The organism is Streptomyces sp. 184 (genome assembly GCF_045781775.1).
Classification (GTDB): domain Bacteria; phylum Actinomycetota; class Actinomycetes; order Streptomycetales; family Streptomycetaceae; genus Streptomyces.
The window spans coordinates 2,388,278-2,406,897 of record NZ_CP123230.1 but is presented as its reverse complement, the minus strand read 5'-3'; the positions used below and the strand labels follow the sequence as shown (position 1 = coordinate 2,406,897).

Below are 18,620 nucleotides of genomic sequence, written 5' to 3'. Positions count from 1 at the left end.
GTGGCCTCCCCCGGTTTCGCCCTCGCCCACGCCGTCTTCAAGCTGCACGGCCGGTACGCGCTCACCCGCTTCCGCGGCGGCGGCCGGGGCGGCGGCTCCGGCGGGAAGCCGAAGTGGCTGCTCGTACGGACCGGGCCCGGGCGCGGCACCGGCGGTACCCGGACGGCGACGGGCGCGGCTGACCGATCCGCCGGGCGGCCCGCCGCCCCGGTCGAGCGGGTGGCCCGTACGGCCCCGCCCCGGTGGTTCAGGCGACCGGCGGTACCGGATGCCCTGCGCCGAGGCCCGGGGTGAGGAGCGCAACGGCCGCCCCGGCCCCGCGGCCGGTAACCGCGCCCGCAGGAGTGAGCCGTGCCCGAACCCGTCGCCCCGGCCATCACCGAGCTGAGCAGGGCGGACGTACGTCTCCGGAAGGCCGCCGGGCGGAAAGTTCTCCACGGAGACCCTGTCGATCTCCGGCACCGGTCTGTCGGAGGAAGGGAAGACGACCGGCGTCTCCCTTACCGCAGATAGACCGTCGGCGCGATCCTCCGAGCCGACTACACGTGCCACGTCGGCCATGTCTCGACCGTGACCTCCGGCCAGGGCGGCGGCTCCCCGCGCCCGGCCGCTGGGCGGACACCGCGGTCCGCCGGCCCAGCACCTGCGAGGAGGGCTGGACCTCGCTGATCAAACTGGAGATCACCGGTGCCGCCGCCAAGGTCCGCGAAGGCGATGTCGGCGACGGGATCTACGACGTCGAGCGCAACAAGTGCTGGGCCGGTGTCGTCCCCATTCGCAGCGTCTACGGGCCCGCCCATACGGCCGCGGGCCTCAGCCCCGTCCTGCCGGTCCCGGAGTACGTCAGAAAACTTCGGCAGTGACCGCGGAGGCGGCGCCCCTGCGCCGCCGGTCGAGTTTCGCGAAAGGGTGAAAAGCGGGACGGCTCATGCTCGCGACCGTATGCGCCCGATCGACCCGGCACGTTTCCGCGGATCGCCTTCGTCGGATGTTCATGGTGCGCACGGAGAGTTCCGGCGGTTCTGGTGCCGCCTGACCCGGCGGACGGCCGGCGGCGCCCGCGTTCCGAGACGCGCCCGATCCCGTTCTGCCGGCCGATCTCGCGAGCCGGTCAGAGCGGGAGGTCCGGGTCCGCCGACGTGCAGACGCGGGCGCTCATGTTGCGTTCCATCATGCGCAGCGCGGCGTCGGCGAGATCGGGGTGGATGTGCGCGACGGCGTCCCGCGCCACGGTGATGTCGAAGTGGCGGATGTGCGCGTCGAGCGCCGAGTAGAGGATGCACTGCTCGGTGACCTGGCCGCAGAGGACGATGCCGCCGGCGCCGTGCTCGCGCAGCAGGTACTCCAGCGGGGTCTGGTAGAACGCCGAGTGGCGGGCCTTGACCACGAACAGCGAGTCGTCGTCGGGGCGGATCGGCTCGACCACGTCGCCGTACGGGCCGTGCAGCGCGGCGGCCAGCAGCTCGTCGTGGTGGGAGCGCCAGCGGCCGAAGTTGTCGTTGACGTAGATGACCTCGACGCCGCCCCGGCGTGCCCGCTCGATGAGCCGCGTCATACCGGGCAGGGCCTCGCGCACGGACGGCAGGAGCAGGTGGGCGTCCTCGTGCTCGTAGGTGTTGATCATGTCGGTGACGATGAGTGCCGTGCGGGTCACGACGCCCCGCCGAAGGCGCTGTCGTCGAGGCGGGCCAGCAGGTCGGACGGGTCCTCGTAGACCTCGCGGGCGCCCGCGCGCTCCAGGTCGGCGCGCGGGATGCCGCCGGACAGCAGGGCGACGGCCGTGATGCCGGCGCGGGAGGCCGCCCGCATGTCCCAGACGGAGTCGCCCACGAAGACGGTGTCTGCCGCCTCGGAGCCGACCAGCTCCATCCCGTGCCGCAGCGGATCCGGCGCCGGTTTGCCGCGGCTCACGTCGGCGGAGCTGGCCGTGTCCCGGATGACCTCGTCCGCGCCGACGGCCTCCCGCATGGCGGCGAGTTGGCGATCGTCGGCGGAGGTGACCAGGCCGATGCGCCAGCCGCGGGCATCGAGGGCGCGCAGGAGGTCCCCCGCGCCGGGGAGCGGGGTCAGCCTCTCGTAGTGCGTGGCGTAGAGGGTCTTGTGCGCCTGGGTGATGGTGTCGTCCTGGTCGCGGTCGCGGTGCTCGCCGAGGAGGTGGTCGAGCAGGTCGGTGGATCCCAGGCCGATGGCGTGGTGGATGGCGGTCGCCGGCACGTCGTGGCCGCTCTGGCGCAGCGCCTCCCACCACGCGGCGACGTGCAGGTAGTTGCTGTCCACGAGGGTGCCGTCGACGTCGAAGAGGGCTGCGCGTGGCACGAACGGCTCCTTGGTCGGGGGTCGCGGGTCGGGGCCCGTTCCGCGCTCCTGGACGGCAGCGCGCGCGAGCCGTAGGACATCGTGGCCCCGGCGTCGCGGAAACCCGCCGCTCCCACGCCGCGGAACGGGCCGAGCGAGCCGAACGGGCCGAGAGGGCCGAGGGGGCCGAGAGGGCCGAGAGGGCCGCGCGCGGTCAGGGGATGCGCCACTCGTCGCCCGTCAGGTGGGAGCCGGCCATCGGACCCATCTGGAGCATGCCGCCGTCCACCGCCCAGGAGGCGCCCGTGACGTACGAGGACTCCGGGCCGGCGAGGAAGGCGATCACGGCGGCCACCTCGCGGGCGTCGCCCGGCCGGTTCAGCGGGACGCCGGGGCGGTCCTTGGCGCGTACGTCGTCGTCCTCCTGGCCCGTCATGGGGGTGGCGATCTCACCGGGGGCGACGGCGTTGACGGTGATGCCGTGCTCCGCCAGCTCCAGTGCCATCACCTTGGTCAGCAGCCCGAGGCCGCCCTTGGCGGCGCAGTACGGGGCGGCGCCGACGCGGGGCTGGTGCTCGTGCACGGAGGTGACGTTGACGATGCGTCCGCCGTCGCCCTGCCGCACCATCCGCCGGGCGGCCTCCTGGCCGCACAGGAACGGGCCGGCGAGGTCCACGTCGAGCACGTCGCGCAGTTGGTCGTACGCCATGTCCAGGTACGGGGTGGCGGTGCCGGTGCCGGCGTTGTTGACCAGCACGTCGAGGCGGCCGAGCCGGTCGGCGAGGTCGCCGACGACGCCCGCCGCGCCGGGCAGGTCGGTGAGGTCCATCCGTGCGACGGCGGCCCGGCGCCCCTGCGCCCGCACCTCCTCGGCTGTCCCCTCGGCGCCGCGGTGGTCGCTGTGCCAGGTGATGCCGACGTCCATGCCCAGCTCGGCCAGGCGTACGGCGGTGGCCCGTCCGATGCCGGAGTCGGCCCCGGTGACGACGGCGGCCCGGGTCTCGGGCATGACATCCCCTTCGGCTCGCGGAAGGTGTGTGTACCCGCGCGCAACCGGGCCATGCTCCGGGTTGCTCCAGGTGGCCGTCCGTACGGGACGACGACACGTTCCCGGTCGCCGCCGGGGAGCGCTCGCAGGTGACGCCCTCCCGGGCGGGGAAACCCGGGCCGCGTGCCGGAACTCGCGGCCATGACCGTGCCGGGCCGGGGAATGAGGACCGTTATGCGACGTCCCCCTTCACCGAACCGCCCCTCCGACGGCCTGCCCACCCCCGACGACCTCGCCGTGAAAGTGGAGAAAGCTGCCGACGACGAGATCTCTTCGGATCTGCTCACCCACGTCGCGCGGCGGCTGATCGAACTGAGCGAGGAGAACGCGCAGCTCAAACAGGCCATCGAGAGCCGACCGGTGGTCGATCAGGCGCGCGGCGTGCTGATCGCGATGCTCGGGGCGGACGAGGACCAGGCGTGGCAGATACTGCTCGAAACCTCCCAGCACGCCAACACCCCGCTGCGGCGGGTCGCCGAAGCCCTCATCGCCTCCGCAACCGGTCGGCCGGTCCCGGAGGACCTGCGGATCCCCCTGCGCCGAGCCATGAGCAAGGCCCGTTAGCCCCGCTCCCCGGAGCCCGCGTTGCCGGGTCCGCCGTCCGGGCCGGGGTCGCCGGTTGGGCGGCGCCCGGGCGGGGGTACCCGTGGCGGGCGATCTTGCCGCACGGCGGAAGGGAAGACGATGCCCGGACTCCCACGGGAGAGGACCCCCGAGAGCACGCTCGCGCTGCTGCGGGAGCCGTACGAGTTCATCGCCGAGCGGTGCCGCCGGTACCGCTCGCGGCTCGTCGAGGCGCGGCTGCTGCTGCAAAGGACGGTCCGCGCGACGGCCCGCGGGCGGCGGAGTCCCGCTGCGGCCCGGGCCGGTTCGCCCGCGACGGCGCCGCCCCGGGCCGCCTGCGGGAGACCCTGTTCGAAGAGGGCGGCGTGCAGGGCCCGTACGGCGTGGCGCATCGTCACGGCAAGGCGGTGTTCCTGTCGCTGACGTCCGCCGCTCGCACGAAGGTCGCGGTGGACTTCGTCGTACGACGCGCGTCGACCGCGCCGTACCGCCCCGGAACCTGCGCCGGCCCGTGTGCCGAAACCCGTGGAAAGCAGACGTACTCCAACTCGGCGTGCGACGCGGAGCGAAAACGTTGTTTGGCCGCGGCCTCAGCGGCCACTCGAAGCCAGTCATGAGTGAGAAGAGGAACGGTAAGGACGAGGCCCGTTCGGATACGAAGCGGAGCGCGACGAATTCGGCGGGCGTGGTGTCCGTCGTGCGCGAGCAGTTCGGTGAGCTGACGGGGCTGACCGCGGAGGGAGTCTCCTCGCTGGCCCGCAACGGCGACGACGGCTGGACCCTGCACGTAGAGGTGCTGGAGGTCCCCCGCGTCCCGGACACCACCAGCCTGCTCGCCACATATGAGGTCGATGCCGACCCCGACGGTCAGCTCACCGGCTACCGGCGCCTCCGCCGCTACGAGCGCGGCAGGCCGGATCCCCAGTGACGCAACCGACGGACGAAGGCTCACCTGCAAAGGAAGGACGGCGACATGACCGTAGTGCCGGCACAGAACACAGGCGGTGGTGGAGGTGGCTCCAGTTCAAGCCTCTATGACGTACTCGAGCTGGTGCTCGACCGCGGGCTGGTGATCGACGCGTTCGTTCGCGTCTCGCTGGTCGGCATCGAGCTGCTGAAGATCGACGTCCGCGTGGTCGTCGCCAGCGTCGACACCTATCTGCGGTTCGCCGAGGCGGCGGGCCGGCTGAACCTGGAGGCCGGGCCGAACAAGAGCCAGGGCCTGCCCGAGATTCTCGAGAACACCGTGGAGAGCGGCTCCAAGGGCAAGACCAAGGGCGCGCTCGCCGGTGCCGCGGAGACCCTCTCGGACGCCGTCTCGCAGGGCCGCTCGCGCTCCGAAGAGCGCTCCGGCGAGCGCGAGAAGCAGCCCGCCCGCCGCCGCAGCTCCAGCCGAGCGAAGGAGGGGGACGAGTGAGCATCTACGTATACGGATTCGTGCGCGCGGAGCACGAGCCGCTGCCCGAGGAGACCCCCGGCGTGGGCGAACCGCCCGGGACCGTCCGCTCGGTGGCCGAGGGGGAGCTGGCCGCGCTGGTCAGCGCGGCCCCCGAAGACCTCAAGCCGCGGCGCCGGGACCTGATGGCGCACCAGGCGGTGCTGACCGCCGCCGGGGTCTCCGGTGGCGTGCTGCCGCTGCGCTTCGGCTGCCTCGCGCAGGACGAGGACTCGGTACGCAGAGTGCTGGCGGAGCGCGCCGAGCACTTCCGCGAGCGGCTCGACGCCCTGGAGGGCCACAAGGAGTTCAACGTCAAGGCGGCCCACCGCGAGGAGGAGATCCTGCGCGTGGTGCTGAGCGAGGAGCCGCAGCTCCGCGCGCTCAACGAGGCGCAGCGCGAGCGCGGCGACGTCAGCTACCAGGAGCGCATCCGGCTGGGCGAGTTGATGGCCAACGCCGTGCGCGAGCGGGAGGCCGTCGACGCCCGGCGGATCCAGGAGGCGCTGGAGCCGTACGCGAACGCGGTCAGCCCGGGGCCGGGCAACGAGGCATGGCTGGCGAACATCTCGTTCCTGGTGCCCGAGGACGGCATCGGCGAGTTCACCGACGCGCTGGGCCGGCTCGGTGCCGCCGAGCCGCACATCGACGTGCGCGCGTACGGGCCGCTGCCGGCGTACAGCTTCGCCGAGGCCGCACCCGGCGCGCAGGAGCAGCAGGCCGGGCAGTGGGTCGCTCCGGCCGGCCGGGAGTGAACCGTGGGCCTGCTGAGCGAGTTGCTGAAGCTGCCCGCGGCACCGATCCGCGGCCCGCTGTGGGTGCTGCGCCAGGTGGCCGAGCAGGCCGAGCGGGAGTACTCCGACCCCGCCGTCGTGCAGCGCGAGCTGTCGGCGCTGGCGGAGCGGCTGGACGCGGGCGAGATCGGCCAGGACGAATTCGATCGCAGGGAGGACGAGTTGCTCAGCCGGCTGGAGCAGCCGTCGACTCGGTACCTCGATGACACAGGACGGACACAGCCATGACGAATCGGCTTCCGCTGGCGCTGGCGATATGCGCCGGCTACGTGTTGGGCAGAACCAAGAAGGCCAAGTTCGCGCTGACGGTGGCCGGCATGGTCGCCGGTAAGAAGCTGCCGCTGAACCCGCAGGCACTGGGTTCGCTGCTGACCGAGCAGCTCAACAAGAACCCGCAGTTCAAGGAGGTGCGCGACCAACTGCGCACCGAGCTGGGCGGGGTCGGCAAGGCGGCGACCGGCGCGCTCGTCGACCGGCAGATCGGCGGCATCGCCGACCGCCTCGAAGGTCGCACCCAGAGCTTGCAGGACCGGCTCAAGGGCGTCGGGCGGGACGAGGCCGACGACGAGGCCGAGCGCGACGACGACGTCCGCGACGACGACGTCCACGACGAGGGGGCCGAGCGCGACGAGCCGGAACCCGAGGACCGGGACGACGCCGAGGAGGAGCCTCGCAAGCGGCCGGCCCGGGCCAAGAAGACCGCGGCCAAGAAGACCGCCGCCAAGAAGTCGTCGGCCGGGAAGAAGGCCGCGCCGGCGAAGAAGACGGCCTCGGGCGCGAAGCGGACGGCGTCCTCTGCCAAGAAGACGGCCGGCTCCCGGAAGCCCTCCGGTACCGGAGGGGGCGGACGCCGTGGCTGACTCCAAGGCACCCTCCGTACTGAAGTCGGTGACCAGCAGCCCGCAGGCCGATCGCCTGGTCTCGGCGCTCCAGTCGTACGCCACCGCGCAGCTCCAGCAGCTCGCGGCGAACGCGGGCAACAAGATCGGTCAGACCACCTCGCGGCTGAACGACGTCGCCGAGGGCCGCGGCGGCGGTCTGGGCGACCTGATGCCCAGCGGCGGTTCCATCGGGAAGATGGCGCTGAAGGCCGGCGCCGGCAAAGTCAAGGACACGGTGATGAGCAAACTCGGTTCGCTGGGCGGCAAGCGGTCCTCGAAGGGCGGCAACCGGCCCACCACCATCTTCGAGCAGGTCGACGTCGGCGTCCCGGTGCGCGAGGCGTACAACCAGTGGACGCAGTACGAGGAGTTCAGCCGGTTCACCAAGGGCGTGAAGAGCGCGTCGGCGACCGGCGACACCGAGTCCAACTGGCAGGCGAAGATCTTCGTCTCCAGCCGTAGCTGGAAGTCCTCCACCACCGAGCAGATTCCCGACGAGCGCATCGTCTGGAGCTCGGAGGGCGCCAAGGGCACCACGAAGGGCGTCGTCACGTTCCACGAGCTGGGGCCCGCGCTCACCCGCGTGCTGCTGATCGTCGAGTACTACCCCAAGGGGCTGTTCGAGAAGACCGGCAACATCTGGCGCGCCCAGGGCCGCCGGGTGCGTCTGGACCTCAAGCACTTCGCCCGCTACATCTCGATGCAGGGCGAGGCCACCGGCGGCTGGCGCGGCGAGATCCGCGAAGGCGAGCTCGTCCGCAGCCACGATGAGGTCGCCGAGGAGGAAGAGGCGGCGGCCGCGGCCGAAGAGGACGAGGGCGTGGCGGACGAGGACGTCGAGGAAGAGGACGTCGAGGAGCGCGCGGAGGACGAGGCGCCCGAGGACGACGAGGAGCCGCGGGCCGAGGACGACGAGGAGCCGCGGGCCGAGGACGAGGAGGAGTACGAGGACGAGGACGAGGAGCCGCAGGAGGAGGAAGAGGTCGAGTACGAGCGGGCCGGGCGATGACCACCGCGTCCCGGGTCCCCGAGCCCTACGGCGGGGGCGGCGGCTCCAACCTCGCGGACATCCTGGAGCGCGTCCTCGACAAGGGCATCGTCATCGCGGGTGACATCCAGATCAACCTTCTCGACATCGAGTTGCTCACCGTCAAGCTCCGGCTCATCGTTGCCTCCGTCGACAAGGCCAAGGAGATGGGGATCGACTGGTGGGAGGACGACCCCGCGCTCTCCTCCGGCGCCCGCCGCCGCGAGGTCGGCCGGCGCGCGGAGGAGCTGGAGGCCCGCAACGAGCAGTTGGAGTCGCGGATCGCCGCACTGGAGGCGAGCACCGAGAGCAGGAGCGGCAAGAAGGAGGCCGCGAAGTGAGCGAACTTGCCTACCTCTACGCCGTCGCCCCCTCCGGCGCCCGGCCGCCGGAGGGCCTGCGGGGCGTCGCCGACGCGCCCGTGCGCGCCCTGGAGCACGACGGACTCGCGGCCGTGTGGAGCCCGGTGCCGGCCGCGGACTTCGACGAGGAACCGCTGCGCGCCCACCTGGAGGACATCGGCTGGCTGGAGCGCACCGCACGCGCCCACCAGGAGGTCGTCGACGCCGTCTCCGCCGGCGGCTCCGTGCTGCCGCTGCGCATGGCGGTGGTCTACCGCGACGAGGACGGCGTACGCCGCATGCTCGCCGACGACCACGACCGTCTCACCGGCTCGCTTGACCGGCTGAAGGGCCTGATCGAGTGGGGCGTGAAGGTCTATCTGGAGGAGCGGGTGGCCGAGGCCGGACCGGCGTCCGAGCCCTCGGGTGAGCGCCCGGCCGCACGCCCGGAGGGCCGCCCGTCCGGGCGGGACTACCTGCGGCAGCGTGTGCGGCGCAACGAGCGCAAGGAGCAGGTGTGGGAGCTGACGAGCCGCGCCTGCCGGCTGCTGCACGCCCAGCTTTCCCAGGTCGCCGAGGCCGACCGGCTGCTGCGCCCCCAGGACGGCGAGCTGGCCGCCGCCGACGGCAGGAACGTGCTGAACGCCTCGTACCTCGTCGCCCGCGAGCGAGAGGACGAGTTCCTCACCTGTGCCCGCGAGTCGTCCCTGCCGGGCGTACGCGTCGAGGTCAACGGCCCCTGGGCGCCCTACTCCTTCGCCGCCCCGGAGGCCGTACGGTGACCGCCCCCGCTCCACGACCCGCGCCCCCGGCGCCGCCGGTGCCGTCCGGCCACGCCAGCCCGCAGCCGGGGGCGCAGCGGCAGATCAGCCTCGTGGATCTGCTGGACCGGCTGCTGGGCACCGGCGTGGTCATCGCCGGGGACCTCACGCTGCGCATCGCTGACGTCGACCTGGTCCGTATCCGGCTACAGGCCCTCCTCAGCTCCATCGGGGAGTCGATGGACTCCCCGTGGCTGGACGGCGAGCCGCTCCGGCCGGCGGGCCGGAAGGAGCAGCCGTGACCACCCGCCGCATGGACCTCGACCCGGAGACCGCGCAGCGCGACCTCGCCTCGCTGGTGCTCACGGTCGTGGAGCTGCTGCGCCAGTTGATGGAACGTCAGGCCGTACGCCGCTTCGAAGCCGGCGGCCTGAGCGAGGACCAGGAGGAGCGCGTTGGGCTCACCCTGATGCGCCTGGACGAGGCGATGGACGAGCTGTGCGAGCGGCACGGCATCTCGCGCAGCGACCTGGGCCTCGACCTCGGTCCGCTGGGCAACCTCATCGACGACGTGAACGACCCCCGCTAGCCGCCGCGGTGCACCGCGCCTTCGCCGTGCACCGCGGCGGCTTCGCCGCCTGCGCCTGCCCCCGCTCCCCCGCCGCTCCCCCGCGGCCGGCCCCGGCCGGTGCCGGTCAGCCGGAGCGGTCCCCGGCCGCCGGGACCTCGGACAGCGGGCGCGCGATCGACTCCAGCGAGCGCTGCTCCGCCTTCACGGCGAAGAGCGCCGCGACGAGCCCCGCCACCGTCATCAGCGAGGCGCCGATCCGGAAGGCCAGCGCGGTGTCGCCGACGTTCCCGGACTTGGTGAGTTCGGAGAAGATCAGCGGGCCGCTGATGCCGCCGGCCGCGGTGCCGATCGCGTAGAAGAAGGCGATCGCCATGGCCCGCGTCTCCATCGGGAAGATCTCGCTGACCGTCAGGTACGCGCTGCTGGCCCCGGCCGACGCGAAGAACAGCACCACGCACCAGCACGCCGTCAGCGTCGTCGCCGAGAGGTGGCCGCCTTCGAAGAGCCAGGCGGTGCCGAAGAGCAGCAGGCCGCTGGAGAGGTACGTGCCCGAGATCATCGGGCGCCGGCCCACGGTGTCGAACAGCGGCCCCAGCAGCACCGGGCCGACGAAGTTGCCGAGCGCGATGACCGCGTAGAAGTAGCCGGTCCGGTCGCTCGCCACGTCGTAGAACTGCGTCAGGATCTCGCCGAAGCCGAAGGTGATGGCGTTGTAGAGGAACGCCTGCCCGACGAAGAGGGCCAGGCCCAGCACGGTGCGGCGCGGGTACATGGTGAAGACCGTGCGGCCGATGGTGAGAAACCCTGTGCTCTTGCGCTGCCGGATGGTGATCTCGGAGGCGGGCGGGGGCAGGCCCGTGCCCTTCTCGGCCTCGATCTCCCGCTCGATGCCCGCGACCAGCTTCTCGGCCTCCTCGCCCCGGCCGTGGATGAACAGCCACCGCGGCGACTCCGGCACGTGCCGCCGGACGACGAGGATGATCAGGCCCATCACCACCCCGAACCCGAACGTCAGGCGCCAGCCGATGTCGGCGGGGAAGAGCGAGGTGTCCAGCATGACGATCGACAGGAGCGCGCCGCCGATCGCACCGAGCCAGAAGCTGCCGTTGATGACGAGGTCGACGCGGCCGCGGTACTTGGACGGGATCAGCTCGTCGACGGCCGAGTTGATGGCGGCGTACTCGCCGCCGATGCCGAAGCCGGTGAGGAAGCGGAAGAGGAAGAACCACCAGGAGTCGAACGACAGGCCGGTGAGCGCGGTGGCCGCCAGATAGACCGCGAGGGTGATGATGAACAGCTTGCGGCGCCCGAACCGGTCGGTGAGCCAGCCGAAGAACAGCGCCCCCGAGCAGGCTCCCGCCACGTACAGCGCCGCGGCGAGGCCGGTGACCTGGGAGGCGCTGATGTCCAGCCCGCTGCCCTCCTCGGAGAGCCGGCCGGCGAGGTTGCCGACGATGGTGACTTCGAGGCCGTCGAGGATCCAGACGGTGCCGAGGCCGAAGACGACCATCCAGTGCCAGCGCGACCACGGCAGCCGGTCCAGGCGGGCCGGTACGTCGGTGGTGACGACGCCCGCTTCGTGGCCCTCGCCGCGCGGCCGGTCGGCCGCCGCGCCGGCGCTCACGGCGAAACCGCGTTCGGCCGTCGCCGGGCGGTGGCACGGCGTTCGGAGTCCACTCCCGGAGCAACCACCTGTGTCGCCTCCTCCACACCGATGATCCGCGCGCGGTCCCGTTCGTCCGGCGGCGATCGGGTTTCCCCCGGCCGTGACCCCAAACAGGCGCCCGCCGCCGTGCGACCGGACCGCGGCGGCGGTTCGGCCGTGCGAGTGAGGGCGAGCCGTTCACCCGCCGTTCGAGGCGCCGGGGCCCGCGCCTGAGCCGGGCCCCGTGCGGGGACGGGTGGCCGTGGCGCCGCGGCGGTGGAGTCCGCCTCCGCGGCCCGAGGGGACGCCGGGGCGGGACTGCGGCTCGGACCGCTCGGCATGGTGCCTCCCCGGCTGCGCGTTCGTTCGGTCGGCCGGCCTCGTCGTCGGCTATCCTTATTCAGGATCAAACGTACAAAATTCGCATCCGCGCTCCGGCTCTTCAGGACGTGCGTGGCCCGCTCCCCCGGGGGTAACCGGACGTGGCACCAACGCACCCCGCCATGCACGGAAGTCGGCCTCATAGGGCTTGGCGCGAGCAGCGGGCGCCCGGGGCCGGAAAGGTGAGCGACGCATATGACGAGCCACTGGATCGAAACCGCGCCCGGAGAACCACGACCGCCGCTGCGTGACGGGGTCGAGGTGGACCTCGCCGTGGTCGGCGGTGGTGTCGTGGGCCTCTCCACCGCGTGGGAGGCGGCCGCCGCCGGCCTGTCCGTCGCCGTGGTGGAGGCCGGCCGGATCGCCGCGGGGGTGACCGGCCACACCACCGCGAAGCTGTCGGCACTGCACAGCGAGGCGTACCGGAACGTACGGCGCGCGCACGGCCGCACCGCCGCCCGGCACTTCGCCGAGTCGCAGGCCGACGCCGTCCGCCGGGTGGCCGACCTCAGCGCGGAGCTGGGGATCGACTGCGAGCTGGAGCGGGCGCCCGCCTTCACGTACGCGCAGAGCGACGAGAGCCTGCCCGAGGTGCGGGAGGAGGCCGAGGCGGCGGCCGAGGCCGGGCTGGCCGTGGAACTCGTCGACCGCGACGGGACGACGGGACCGCCGTTCCCGGTGCGGGCCGCGGTCCGGCTCGACGACCAGGTCCAGTTCCACCCCCGCAAGTACCTCCTGGGGCTGGCGGACGACCTGGCGGCCAGGGGCGGGCTGGTCTTCGAGGACTCCCGGGTCACCTCGGTCTCCGCGGCCGACCCGTGCGTCCTGACCACGGCCGGCGGCACCCGGCTGCGGGCGCGCGACGTCGTCGTCGCCACCCACTACCCGATCCTCGACCGCGCCCTGCTCTTCGCCCGGCTCAGGCCGCAGCGCGAGCTGGTCGTCACCCGTGTCATCGCGGAGGCCGACGACCCCGGCGGCATGTACCTCACGCAGGAGCAGCGCACGCGCTCGGCGCGCACCGCCCCGTACGGCACGGGCCGGCGGCTGCTGATCGTCACCGGCGAGAAGTTCACGCCGGGCGCCCGGGACGTACGGGCGCGGCTGGAGCGGCTGAACCGCTGGACGGACGAGCACTTCCCGGGCACGGAGCGGGCGGCCGGCTGGGCCGCCCAGGACAACTGGACCGGCGACCACGTTCCCTTCGTCGGCCGGCTGCACCCGGGCGCGCGCCACCTGTACGTGGCGACCGGCTTCGCCGGCTGGGGCATCAGCGGCGGCGTCATGGCCGGCCGGCTGCTCACCGGGCTGCTCACCGGCGACGAGCCGCCCTGGGCAGGGCTGTACGACCCGCGCCGGCTGCACCCGCTCCGCGAGGGTCCGCACCTGCTCCAGAACCAGGCCCACGTGGTCCGGCACTTCGCCGGCGACCGGCTGCCGGGCGCCACGGCGGCCTCCGCCGACGACGTGCCGCGCGGCGGCGGCGCCGTCGTCCGCCACGGCACGGGCCACGTCGCCGTCCACCGCGACGCGGACGGCAAGCTGCACCGCGTCCGGGCCCGTTGCACCCACCTGGGCTGCCTCGTGCGCTTCAACGACGCGGAGACGACCTGGGAGTGCCCGTGCCACGGATCGCGCTTCGACGTCGACGGGCAGGTGTTGCAGGGGCCCGCCACCCGCCCGCTGCGCCCCGCCGACGGCGAGGAGTCGCGCGAGGAGGCGTGACGCGCGCCGGCGCGGCCCTGATACGGCGTCAGAGGGCGGTGTCCCTGTTCTGTTCGCGGATCAGCTCCGCGGCCTCCTCCTCCGTGGCGACGGCGGGCGGGGAGCCCTCCAGGGGCCGGCCGGCGGTCTCCTTCAGCAGCGCCACGGAGACGATGCCGACGACGGCGAAGGCCATCGTGTAGTACGCCGCCGCCATCGACGTGCCGAGGCCCTGGACGAGCGCTTCGATGACCGCCGGTGTGGTGCCGCCGAAGACCGCGACGGAGATGTTGTAGCCGATGGAGAGGGAGCCGTACCGGATGTCCGTGGGGAAGAGTGCGGGCAGCGTCGCCGACATGGTGCCCTGGAGGCAGATCAGGCTGCCGCCGAGCAGCAGCATGCCGCCGAGGACGGCGACGGCGGAGCCCTCGCGGACCAGGAGGTAGGCGGGAGCCGTGACCACGAGGAAGCCGACCATGCCGGCCATCAGCAGCGGCTTGCGGCCGACGCGGTCGTTCAGCCGCCCGACCGTGGTGACGACGGCGATCATCGCGACCATGGTGACGATGACGACGCCGAGTTGCTGTGTCCGGGGCCAGTCCAGGGCCTCGGTGAGGTGCGTCGGCATGTAGGTGAGCAGCATGTAGTTGGCCACGTTGTACGCCGCGACCAGCGCGATGCACAGCAGGAGGGTCCGCCACTGCCGCGCCACGATCTGCTTCAGCTCCTGCGGCGAGTTTTCCGGCCCCCGGGCCGCCCGCTCTCCGCCGGCCTCGGAGGCCGCGCCGGCCTCGGGGCTCCCGGCGGTCCCTGCGGCCTCCTCCGTTTGGGCCTTGCCCGCCTCGGACTTGAGGAAGGCGGGGGTCTCCTCCAGCTTGAGCCGCAGGTAGAGGCCGACCGCGCCGAGCGGCCCGCCGATCAGGAACGGGATGCGCCAGCCCCACGAGCCCATCGCGTCGTCGCCGATGCCGGCGGTGAGCACCAGGACGAGCCCGGAGGCGCCGATGTAGCCGGCCAGCGTGCCCAGTTCCAGGAAGCTGCCGAAGTAGCCGCGCCGCTTGTCCGGCGCGTACTCGGCGATGAACGTCGCCGCACCGCCGTACTCACCGCCGGTGGAGAACCCCTGCAACAGCCGGGCGAGGATCAGCAGCGCCGGCGCCCACAGGCCGATGGTGTCGTAGCTGGGAATGAGACCGATGGAGAACGTGGCCGCCGCCATCAGCATCATCGTCAGCGCCAGCACCTTCTTCCGCCCCACCCGGTCACCGAGCGGACCGAAGAAGGCCCCGCCCAGCGGACGTACCGCAAAGGAGACCGCGAACGTCGCCAGCGACAGGATCGTCTGCGTGCCGTCGCCGGCGCCGGAGTAGAAGACGTTGCCGAGGGTGACGGCGAGGTAGGCGTAGATGCCGTAGTCGAACCACTCCATCGCATTGCCCAGCGCCGCGGCACGCACGGCCCGCCGCACCTCCGGCTCCTCGGTGACGGTGATGTCGCCGCGTCGCCATCTGGGCCGCAACTTCCCCAGCAGGACCCGGAAGAGCAGCGGATGGCGCTTCCGGGCCGCGGGATCCAGGGAGGGCGTGACGTCGTTGTCCTTGGCCTCTGCATCCATGTGCCCCCGGGTTACCAGGACCGTCGGCGTCAACCGCGATCAACCTGCCAACGGGGCGCGGAGGATCAGGTGTTGGGGCTGGAGGCGCTGATGTCGCTCAACGCGGACGTGGGGTCGCGGTCCACCGCGAGGTCGCCGAGGGCCACGATGCCGACGACGTCGCCGTTCTCGACGACCGGCAGCCGGCGCAAGGCGTGTTCGCGCATCAGCTCGATGGCGCGGTCCACCTGCTCGTCGGGGGTGACGGTGACGAGTTGCCCGCTGCACACGTCCGCGCCGGTGGTGTCGCCGGCGTCCTTGCCCTCGGCGAGGACGCGCACGACGAGGTCGCGGTCGGTGACCAGCCCGCGCAGCTCGTCGCCTTCGGTGACGAGGATCGCGCCGATGTCGTCGTCGCGCATCCTGCGGGCCACCTCGGTGACGGCGGTGAGCGCCCCCACCGCGACCGGAGCGCGGGTCATGACCGTGCGTACCTGCTGATCTGCCATGGTCTTCCTCCTGAGTGGGTGACGGCCGTGCCGTCACGTCCGAACCGCCCCGGTACCCGTTGGGGCGCGGTCGACTCGCGCTTGCCGGTGCGCGGTTTCCGCAGGACCGTCACTGCCTGCCCGGCGGGGCGGGCCGCCCGTCCGCCGGCACCGGGCCGGCCTTGTCGACACGTACGGCGGTGTGCTTGAAGAGCGGCTGCTTGGAGACCGGGTCCCAGGCGGTGCGGGTGAGTTCGTTGGCGGCGCGGGTGCGGCGGTGCGGGAGGGGCTGGTCGAAGTAGCCGTAGTGGAAGGGGACGAACACCACGCCGGGGCGGCGGCCGACGAGCAGCGCGGGGGCCTCCAGCACGCCGCGGCGGGAGGCCACACGTACGAGGTCGCCGTCGCGGATGCCGCGGTCCCGGGCGTCGTCGGGGCAGAGTTCGACCCACACGTCCGGTGCGGCGGCGTTCAGTTCGGGGACGCGGGCGGTCTTGGTACGGGTGTGCCAGTGGTGGACGCTGCGGCCGGTGGTCAGCCACAGCGGGTAGTCGTCGTCCACGTCCTCCTCCGGCGGGACGTACTCCGCCGCCTTGAGGAACGCGCGGCCCTCGGGATCGCCCGCGGCGTAGGCGCCGGGGCCGTGCTGCGCACCGGTGGCCAGGTCGTGGCCGTAGTCCTCGCAGACGTCGGCCCGCGTGGGGAAGCGGTGGTCGGCGTACAGCCGCTCCGTGCCGTCGGGCGCCTCCGCGGTCACCGGCCACTGGATGCCGCCGGCGCCGCGCAGCCGCTCGTACGTCAGCGCGCTCTGGTCGCACGGGCGGCCCCGGGTCAGCGAGGTGAACGCCAGCCATGCCTCCTCGGGTTCGGTCCACGGCGGCAGCGGGCGGCCGTCGCGGTCGCGCAGGTTCATGCGGCGGGCGTAGTCGAGGAGGATCTCGAAGTCCGGCCGGGCCCGGCCCGGCGGCTCGACGGCCTTCTCCGACAGGTGCACGGTGCGATCGGTGTTGGTGTAGCAGCCGGTCTTCTCGCCCCACATCGCGGCGGGCAGCACGACGTCGGCCAGCGCGGTGGTCTCGGTGCGGAAGGCGTCGGAGACGACGAGGAAGAGCCCGTCCTGTCCGCAGACCTCGCGGATGCGGTGCAACTCGGGCAGGGAGACCGCCGGGTTGGTGCCGGTCACCCACAGGAACCTGACCGCCCCCTCCTCGCAGCGGCGGAAGATGTCCATCGCGTGGGTGGGCGGCGAGTCGTGCGGGATCTGCTCCTCGTCCAGGTGCCACGCCTCCGCGATGCGCCGGACGTGGGCCTCGTTCTGCCAGTTCAGAAAGGCCGGCAGGGTGCCGTCGGCGCCGGTCTCGCGGGTGTTCTCGGCGGTGGGCTGGCCGTTCATCTGGAAGACCGTGCAGCCGGGGCGGCCGATCATGCCTCGCAGCAGGTGGATGTTGTTGACCTGCACGGCTGCGGCGGTCGCCTGGTGGGACTGGTAGACGCCCTGGAGCACCGTGGAGACCAGCCGGCGGCCGGTGCCGATGACGGCGGCGGCCTCGCGGATCAGCGCGGCGTCCACCCCGCACACGTCGGCCGCCCGCTCCGGCGGCCAGTCGGCGACGACGGTGCGCAGCGCGTCGTAGCCGACCGTGTGGGAGGTGACGAACTGCTCGTCGGTCCAGCCGTGTTCGATCAGTTCGTGGACCAGCGAGTTCAGCAGTGCCACGTTGGTGCCGGGGCGCAGCGCGAGGTGGACGTCGGCCTCGCGGGCGGTCGGGGTGGCCCGCGGGTCGGCCACCACCAGGCGGGGCGCGTCGGGGCCGCGCCGCCGGTCCAGCATCCGCGACCACAGCACGGTCTGGGTCTCGGCCACGTTGTGGCCGCAGAGGAAGAGGGTGTCGCACAGGTCGACGTCCCGGTACGAGCCGGGGTTGCCGTCGCTGCCGAAGCTCTCGATGAGCGCCCACTCGGCGGTCGCGGTGCACAGCCGGGTGTTGCCGTCCAGGTTCGGGGTGCCGATGCCGCCCCGGGCGATGACGGCCTGCGTGTAGTACTCCTCCGCAAAGAGCTGGCCGGACGTGTAGAAGGCGAGCCCCTGCGGGCCGTGCTCGGCGAGCGCCCGGGCGGAGCGGGTGGTCACGGCGGCCATGGCGGTGTCCCAGTCGGTGGGCCGCAGCTCACCGTCGCTGCCGCGGACGAGCGGGTCGGTGAGCCGCTCGCGGTCGTGGTTCGCCTGCCACCCGTACAGGCCCTTGGGGCCGAGCCGGCCGTGGTTGATCCGGTCCCCGGCCCGGCCCCGTACGCCCACGATCCGGCCGCCCGCGACGGCCACGTCCATGCCGCACCCGTTGGAGCACAGCACGCAGGCGGACGGCACCCACCGCTCCACGCGGGCCTCGGCCACCGTCAGGAACCGGTCCACCCGCTCCGGCCAGGTGCCGCCGCCGGCGTACGGCGTGCGCGTGCCCCAGATGTCGTCCGTCCTGCTCGTCATCGCGTCTCCCTGCCGTGCCGGCCGCGCCGGTCCTCCTCGGTCCCCCGCCGGATCCTGACCCGTGAGGCTCGGCCGGCGTCCGTCCACGCCCGCCGGGTACCGCGGAACGCCGGCCGCACACCGCCGTCCCGCGCGCCGGCCCCGCGCGCGCCGCACCCCAGTTCCAACAAATGTTCGAAGATCGGCGGACTGCTCCCGTCCCGGCGGGGAACACGGACGGCCTACGAACCAGCACAGGGAGGGAATCCATGGAGATCTCCGGCATCATCAGCGCCGTCATCGTGGGCATCGTCATCGGCCTGCTGGGCAGGCTGGTCCTCCCCGGGCGCCAGCACATCGGGGTGCTGTGGACGATCGCGGTCGGCATCGTGGCCGCTTTCATCGGCACCGCCGTCGCGGCCGGGTTCGGCGTCGCGAACACCGACGGCGTCGACTGGGTGGAATGGCTCTTCCAGATCGCCCTGGCGGCCTTCGGCGTCGCCGCCGTCGACCGGGTGAAGCTCCGCCGCTGATCAGCGGCCTTGTCGGCAGCGCACCCTCCGGGCCGGTTCACTCTCCGCTACCGTCCCGGCCGCGGACGGGTGACGTTCCCTGCCGCCGATCGGG

Annotated in this window: 22 protein-coding genes; 15 read left to right on the top strand and 7 right to left on the bottom strand. The window is 72.9% G+C overall.

Annotated elements, in window-relative coordinates:
- Together QBL21_RS10330 and QBL21_RS10325 are read left to right on the top strand one after the other, a co-directional pair.
- Positions 1 to 294: a hypothetical protein gene (locus tag QBL21_RS10330; protein WP_407561791.1), complete on the top strand. Its 294-nt coding sequence runs from the start codon at positions 1 to 3 to the stop codon at positions 292 to 294.
- Positions 295 to 545: 251 nt separating this feature from the next.
- Positions 546 to 863, top strand: coding sequence for a hypothetical protein (locus QBL21_RS10325; protein WP_407561790.1), 318 nt, complete (start codon positions 546 to 548; stop codon positions 861 to 863).
- 248 nt (positions 864 to 1,111) lie between these two features.
- On the opposite strand, the gene QBL21_RS10320 is transcribed toward QBL21_RS10325, so the two are convergent.
- The 3 genes from QBL21_RS10320 to QBL21_RS10310 form a co-directional block, all read right to left on the bottom strand.
- Entirely contained in the window at positions 1,112 to 1,654 is a 543-nt protein-coding gene (locus tag QBL21_RS10320) for an isochorismatase family cysteine hydrolase (RefSeq protein WP_407561789.1), read from the bottom strand.
- Positions 1,651 to 2,316: an HAD family hydrolase gene (locus QBL21_RS10315; RefSeq protein WP_407561788.1), complete on the bottom strand. Its 666-nt coding sequence runs from the start codon at positions 2,314 to 2,316 to the stop codon at positions 1,651 to 1,653. The genes QBL21_RS10320 and QBL21_RS10315 overlap by 4 nt, the downstream gene beginning before the upstream one ends.
- Positions 2,317 to 2,509: 193 nt before the next feature.
- Positions 2,510 to 3,304, bottom strand: a complete 795-nt coding sequence (locus QBL21_RS10310; protein ID WP_407561787.1) for an SDR family oxidoreductase — start codon at positions 3,302 to 3,304, stop codon at positions 2,510 to 2,512.
- Positions 3,305 to 3,517: 213 nt separating this feature from the next.
- On the opposite strand from QBL21_RS10310, the gene QBL21_RS10305 reads away from it, so the two are divergent.
- The 11 genes from QBL21_RS10305 to QBL21_RS10255 all read left to right on the top strand — a co-directional run bounded on the left by QBL21_RS10305 (position 3,518) and on the right by QBL21_RS10255 (position 9,735).
- A complete protein-coding gene (locus tag QBL21_RS10305; RefSeq protein ID WP_407561786.1) occupies positions 3,518 to 3,907 on the top strand; it encodes an ANTAR domain-containing protein in 390 nt (129 codons plus the stop codon).
- A 613-nt stretch (positions 3,908 to 4,520) separates the two neighbouring features.
- Entirely contained in the window at positions 4,521 to 4,835 is a 315-nt protein-coding gene (gene gvpO, locus QBL21_RS10300; protein WP_407561785.1) for a gas vesicle protein GvpO, read from the top strand.
- Between the two features lie 45 nt (positions 4,836 to 4,880).
- Positions 4,881 to 5,324: a gas vesicle protein GvpJ gene (gene gvpJ, locus QBL21_RS10295; RefSeq protein ID WP_407561784.1), complete on the top strand. Its 444-nt coding sequence runs from the start codon at positions 4,881 to 4,883 to the stop codon at positions 5,322 to 5,324.
- Positions 5,321 to 6,097: a GvpL/GvpF family gas vesicle protein gene (locus QBL21_RS10290; RefSeq protein WP_407561783.1), complete on the top strand. Its 777-nt coding sequence runs from the start codon at positions 5,321 to 5,323 to the stop codon at positions 6,095 to 6,097. Before gvpJ ends, QBL21_RS10290 begins: the two co-directional genes overlap by 4 nt.
- 3 nt (positions 6,098 to 6,100) lie before the next feature.
- Positions 6,101 to 6,364, top strand: a complete 264-nt coding sequence (locus QBL21_RS10285; protein WP_407561782.1) for a gas vesicle protein GvpG — start codon at positions 6,101 to 6,103, stop codon at positions 6,362 to 6,364.
- A complete protein-coding gene (locus tag QBL21_RS10280) occupies positions 6,361 to 6,996 on the top strand; it encodes a DNA primase (RefSeq protein ID WP_407561780.1) in 636 nt (211 codons plus the stop codon). Before QBL21_RS10285 ends, QBL21_RS10280 begins: the two co-directional genes overlap by 4 nt.
- The gene (locus QBL21_RS10275; RefSeq protein ID WP_407561779.1) at positions 6,989 to 8,026 is read left to right on the top strand and encodes an SRPBCC family protein; all 1,038 of its coding nucleotides are present in this window, start codon (positions 6,989 to 6,991) and stop codon (positions 8,024 to 8,026) included. The genes QBL21_RS10280 and QBL21_RS10275 overlap by 8 nt, the downstream gene beginning before the upstream one ends.
- On the top strand, positions 8,023 to 8,385 hold the full coding sequence (locus QBL21_RS10270) for a gas vesicle protein (RefSeq protein ID WP_407561778.1): 363 nt from the start codon (positions 8,023 to 8,025) through the stop codon (positions 8,383 to 8,385). The genes QBL21_RS10275 and QBL21_RS10270 overlap by 4 nt, the downstream gene beginning before the upstream one ends.
- Positions 8,382 to 9,167, top strand: coding sequence for a GvpL/GvpF family gas vesicle protein (locus QBL21_RS10265; RefSeq protein ID WP_407561777.1), 786 nt, complete (start codon positions 8,382 to 8,384; stop codon positions 9,165 to 9,167). Before QBL21_RS10270 ends, QBL21_RS10265 begins: the two co-directional genes overlap by 4 nt.
- Positions 9,164 to 9,448, top strand: coding sequence for a gas vesicle protein (locus tag QBL21_RS10260; RefSeq protein ID WP_407561776.1), 285 nt, complete (start codon positions 9,164 to 9,166; stop codon positions 9,446 to 9,448). Before QBL21_RS10265 ends, QBL21_RS10260 begins: the two co-directional genes overlap by 4 nt.
- A gap of 11 nt (positions 9,449 to 9,459) precedes the next feature.
- On the top strand, positions 9,460 to 9,735 hold the full coding sequence (locus tag QBL21_RS10255) for a gas vesicle protein K (protein WP_407566369.1): 276 nt from the start codon (positions 9,460 to 9,462) through the stop codon (positions 9,733 to 9,735).
- A gap of 106 nt (positions 9,736 to 9,841) precedes the next feature.
- Here the strand turns inward: QBL21_RS10255 and QBL21_RS10250 are convergent, their stop codons facing one another.
- The gene (locus QBL21_RS10250) at positions 9,842 to 11,341 is read right to left on the bottom strand and encodes an MFS transporter (protein WP_407561774.1); all 1,500 of its coding nucleotides are present in this window, start codon (positions 11,339 to 11,341) and stop codon (positions 9,842 to 9,844) included.
- Between the two features lie 597 nt (positions 11,342 to 11,938).
- Here QBL21_RS10250 and QBL21_RS10245 point away from each other — a divergent pair.
- Positions 11,939 to 13,468 (top strand): FAD-dependent oxidoreductase, encoded by a 1,530-nt coding sequence (locus tag QBL21_RS10245; protein WP_407561773.1) that lies wholly within the window; start codon positions 11,939 to 11,941, stop codon positions 13,466 to 13,468.
- 28 nt (positions 13,469 to 13,496) lie between these two features.
- On the opposite strand, the gene QBL21_RS10240 is transcribed toward QBL21_RS10245, so the two are convergent.
- The 3 genes from QBL21_RS10240 to QBL21_RS10230 all read right to left on the bottom strand — a co-directional run bounded on the left by QBL21_RS10240 (position 13,497) and on the right by QBL21_RS10230 (position 18,014).
- Positions 13,497 to 15,062: an MFS transporter gene (locus tag QBL21_RS10240; protein ID WP_407561772.1), complete on the bottom strand. Its 1,566-nt coding sequence runs from the start codon at positions 15,060 to 15,062 to the stop codon at positions 13,497 to 13,499.
- A gap of 65 nt (positions 15,063 to 15,127) precedes the next feature.
- A complete protein-coding gene (locus tag QBL21_RS10235) occupies positions 15,128 to 15,550 on the bottom strand; it encodes a CBS domain-containing protein (protein WP_407561771.1) in 423 nt (140 codons plus the stop codon).
- A gap of 109 nt (positions 15,551 to 15,659) precedes the next feature.
- Positions 15,660 to 18,014, bottom strand: a complete 2,355-nt coding sequence (locus QBL21_RS10230) for a molybdopterin oxidoreductase family protein (protein WP_407561770.1) — start codon at positions 18,012 to 18,014, stop codon at positions 15,660 to 15,662.
- Positions 18,015 to 18,262: 248 nt separating this feature from the next.
- Between QBL21_RS10230 and QBL21_RS10225 the strand changes: the two genes are divergently transcribed.
- A complete protein-coding gene (locus tag QBL21_RS10225; RefSeq protein ID WP_407561769.1) occupies positions 18,263 to 18,526 on the top strand; it encodes a GlsB/YeaQ/YmgE family stress response membrane protein in 264 nt (87 codons plus the stop codon).
- Positions 18,527 to 18,620: the final 94 nt, after the last annotated feature.

What these genes read in the sequence shown, in the direction of transcription:
- QBL21_RS10310 (WP_407561787.1), bottom strand. Translation starts at nt 3,304, where the DNA reads ATGCCCGAGACCCGGGCCGCCGTCGTCACCGGGGCCGACTCCGGCATC.
- QBL21_RS10305 (WP_407561786.1), top strand. Translation starts at nt 3,518, where the DNA reads ATGCGACGTCCCCCTTCACCGAACCGCCCCTCCGACGGCCTGCCCACC.
- gvpO (WP_407561785.1), top strand. Translation starts at nt 4,521, where the DNA reads ATGAGTGAGAAGAGGAACGGTAAGGACGAGGCCCGTTCGGATACGAAG.
- gvpJ (WP_407561784.1), top strand. Translation starts at nt 4,881, where the DNA reads ATGACCGTAGTGCCGGCACAGAACACAGGCGGTGGTGGAGGTGGCTCC.
- QBL21_RS10280 (WP_407561780.1), top strand. Translation starts at nt 6,361, where the DNA reads ATGACGAATCGGCTTCCGCTGGCGCTGGCGATATGCGCCGGCTACGTG.
- QBL21_RS10270 (WP_407561778.1), top strand. Translation starts at nt 8,023, where the DNA reads ATGACCACCGCGTCCCGGGTCCCCGAGCCCTACGGCGGGGGCGGCGGC.
- QBL21_RS10255 (WP_407566369.1), top strand. Translation starts at nt 9,460, where the DNA reads ATGGACCTCGACCCGGAGACCGCGCAGCGCGACCTCGCCTCGCTGGTG.
- QBL21_RS10245 (WP_407561773.1), top strand. Translation starts at nt 11,939, where the DNA reads ATGACGAGCCACTGGATCGAAACCGCGCCCGGAGAACCACGACCGCCG.
- QBL21_RS10240 (WP_407561772.1), bottom strand. Translation starts at nt 15,062, where the DNA reads ATGGATGCAGAGGCCAAGGACAACGACGTCACGCCCTCCCTGGATCCC.
- QBL21_RS10235 (WP_407561771.1), bottom strand. Translation starts at nt 15,550, where the DNA reads ATGGCAGATCAGCAGGTACGCACGGTCATGACCCGCGCTCCGGTCGCG.
- QBL21_RS10230 (WP_407561770.1), bottom strand. Translation starts at nt 18,014, where the DNA reads ATGACGAGCAGGACGGACGACATCTGGGGCACGCGCACGCCGTACGCC.
- QBL21_RS10225 (WP_407561769.1), top strand. Translation starts at nt 18,263, where the DNA reads ATGGAGATCTCCGGCATCATCAGCGCCGTCATCGTGGGCATCGTCATC.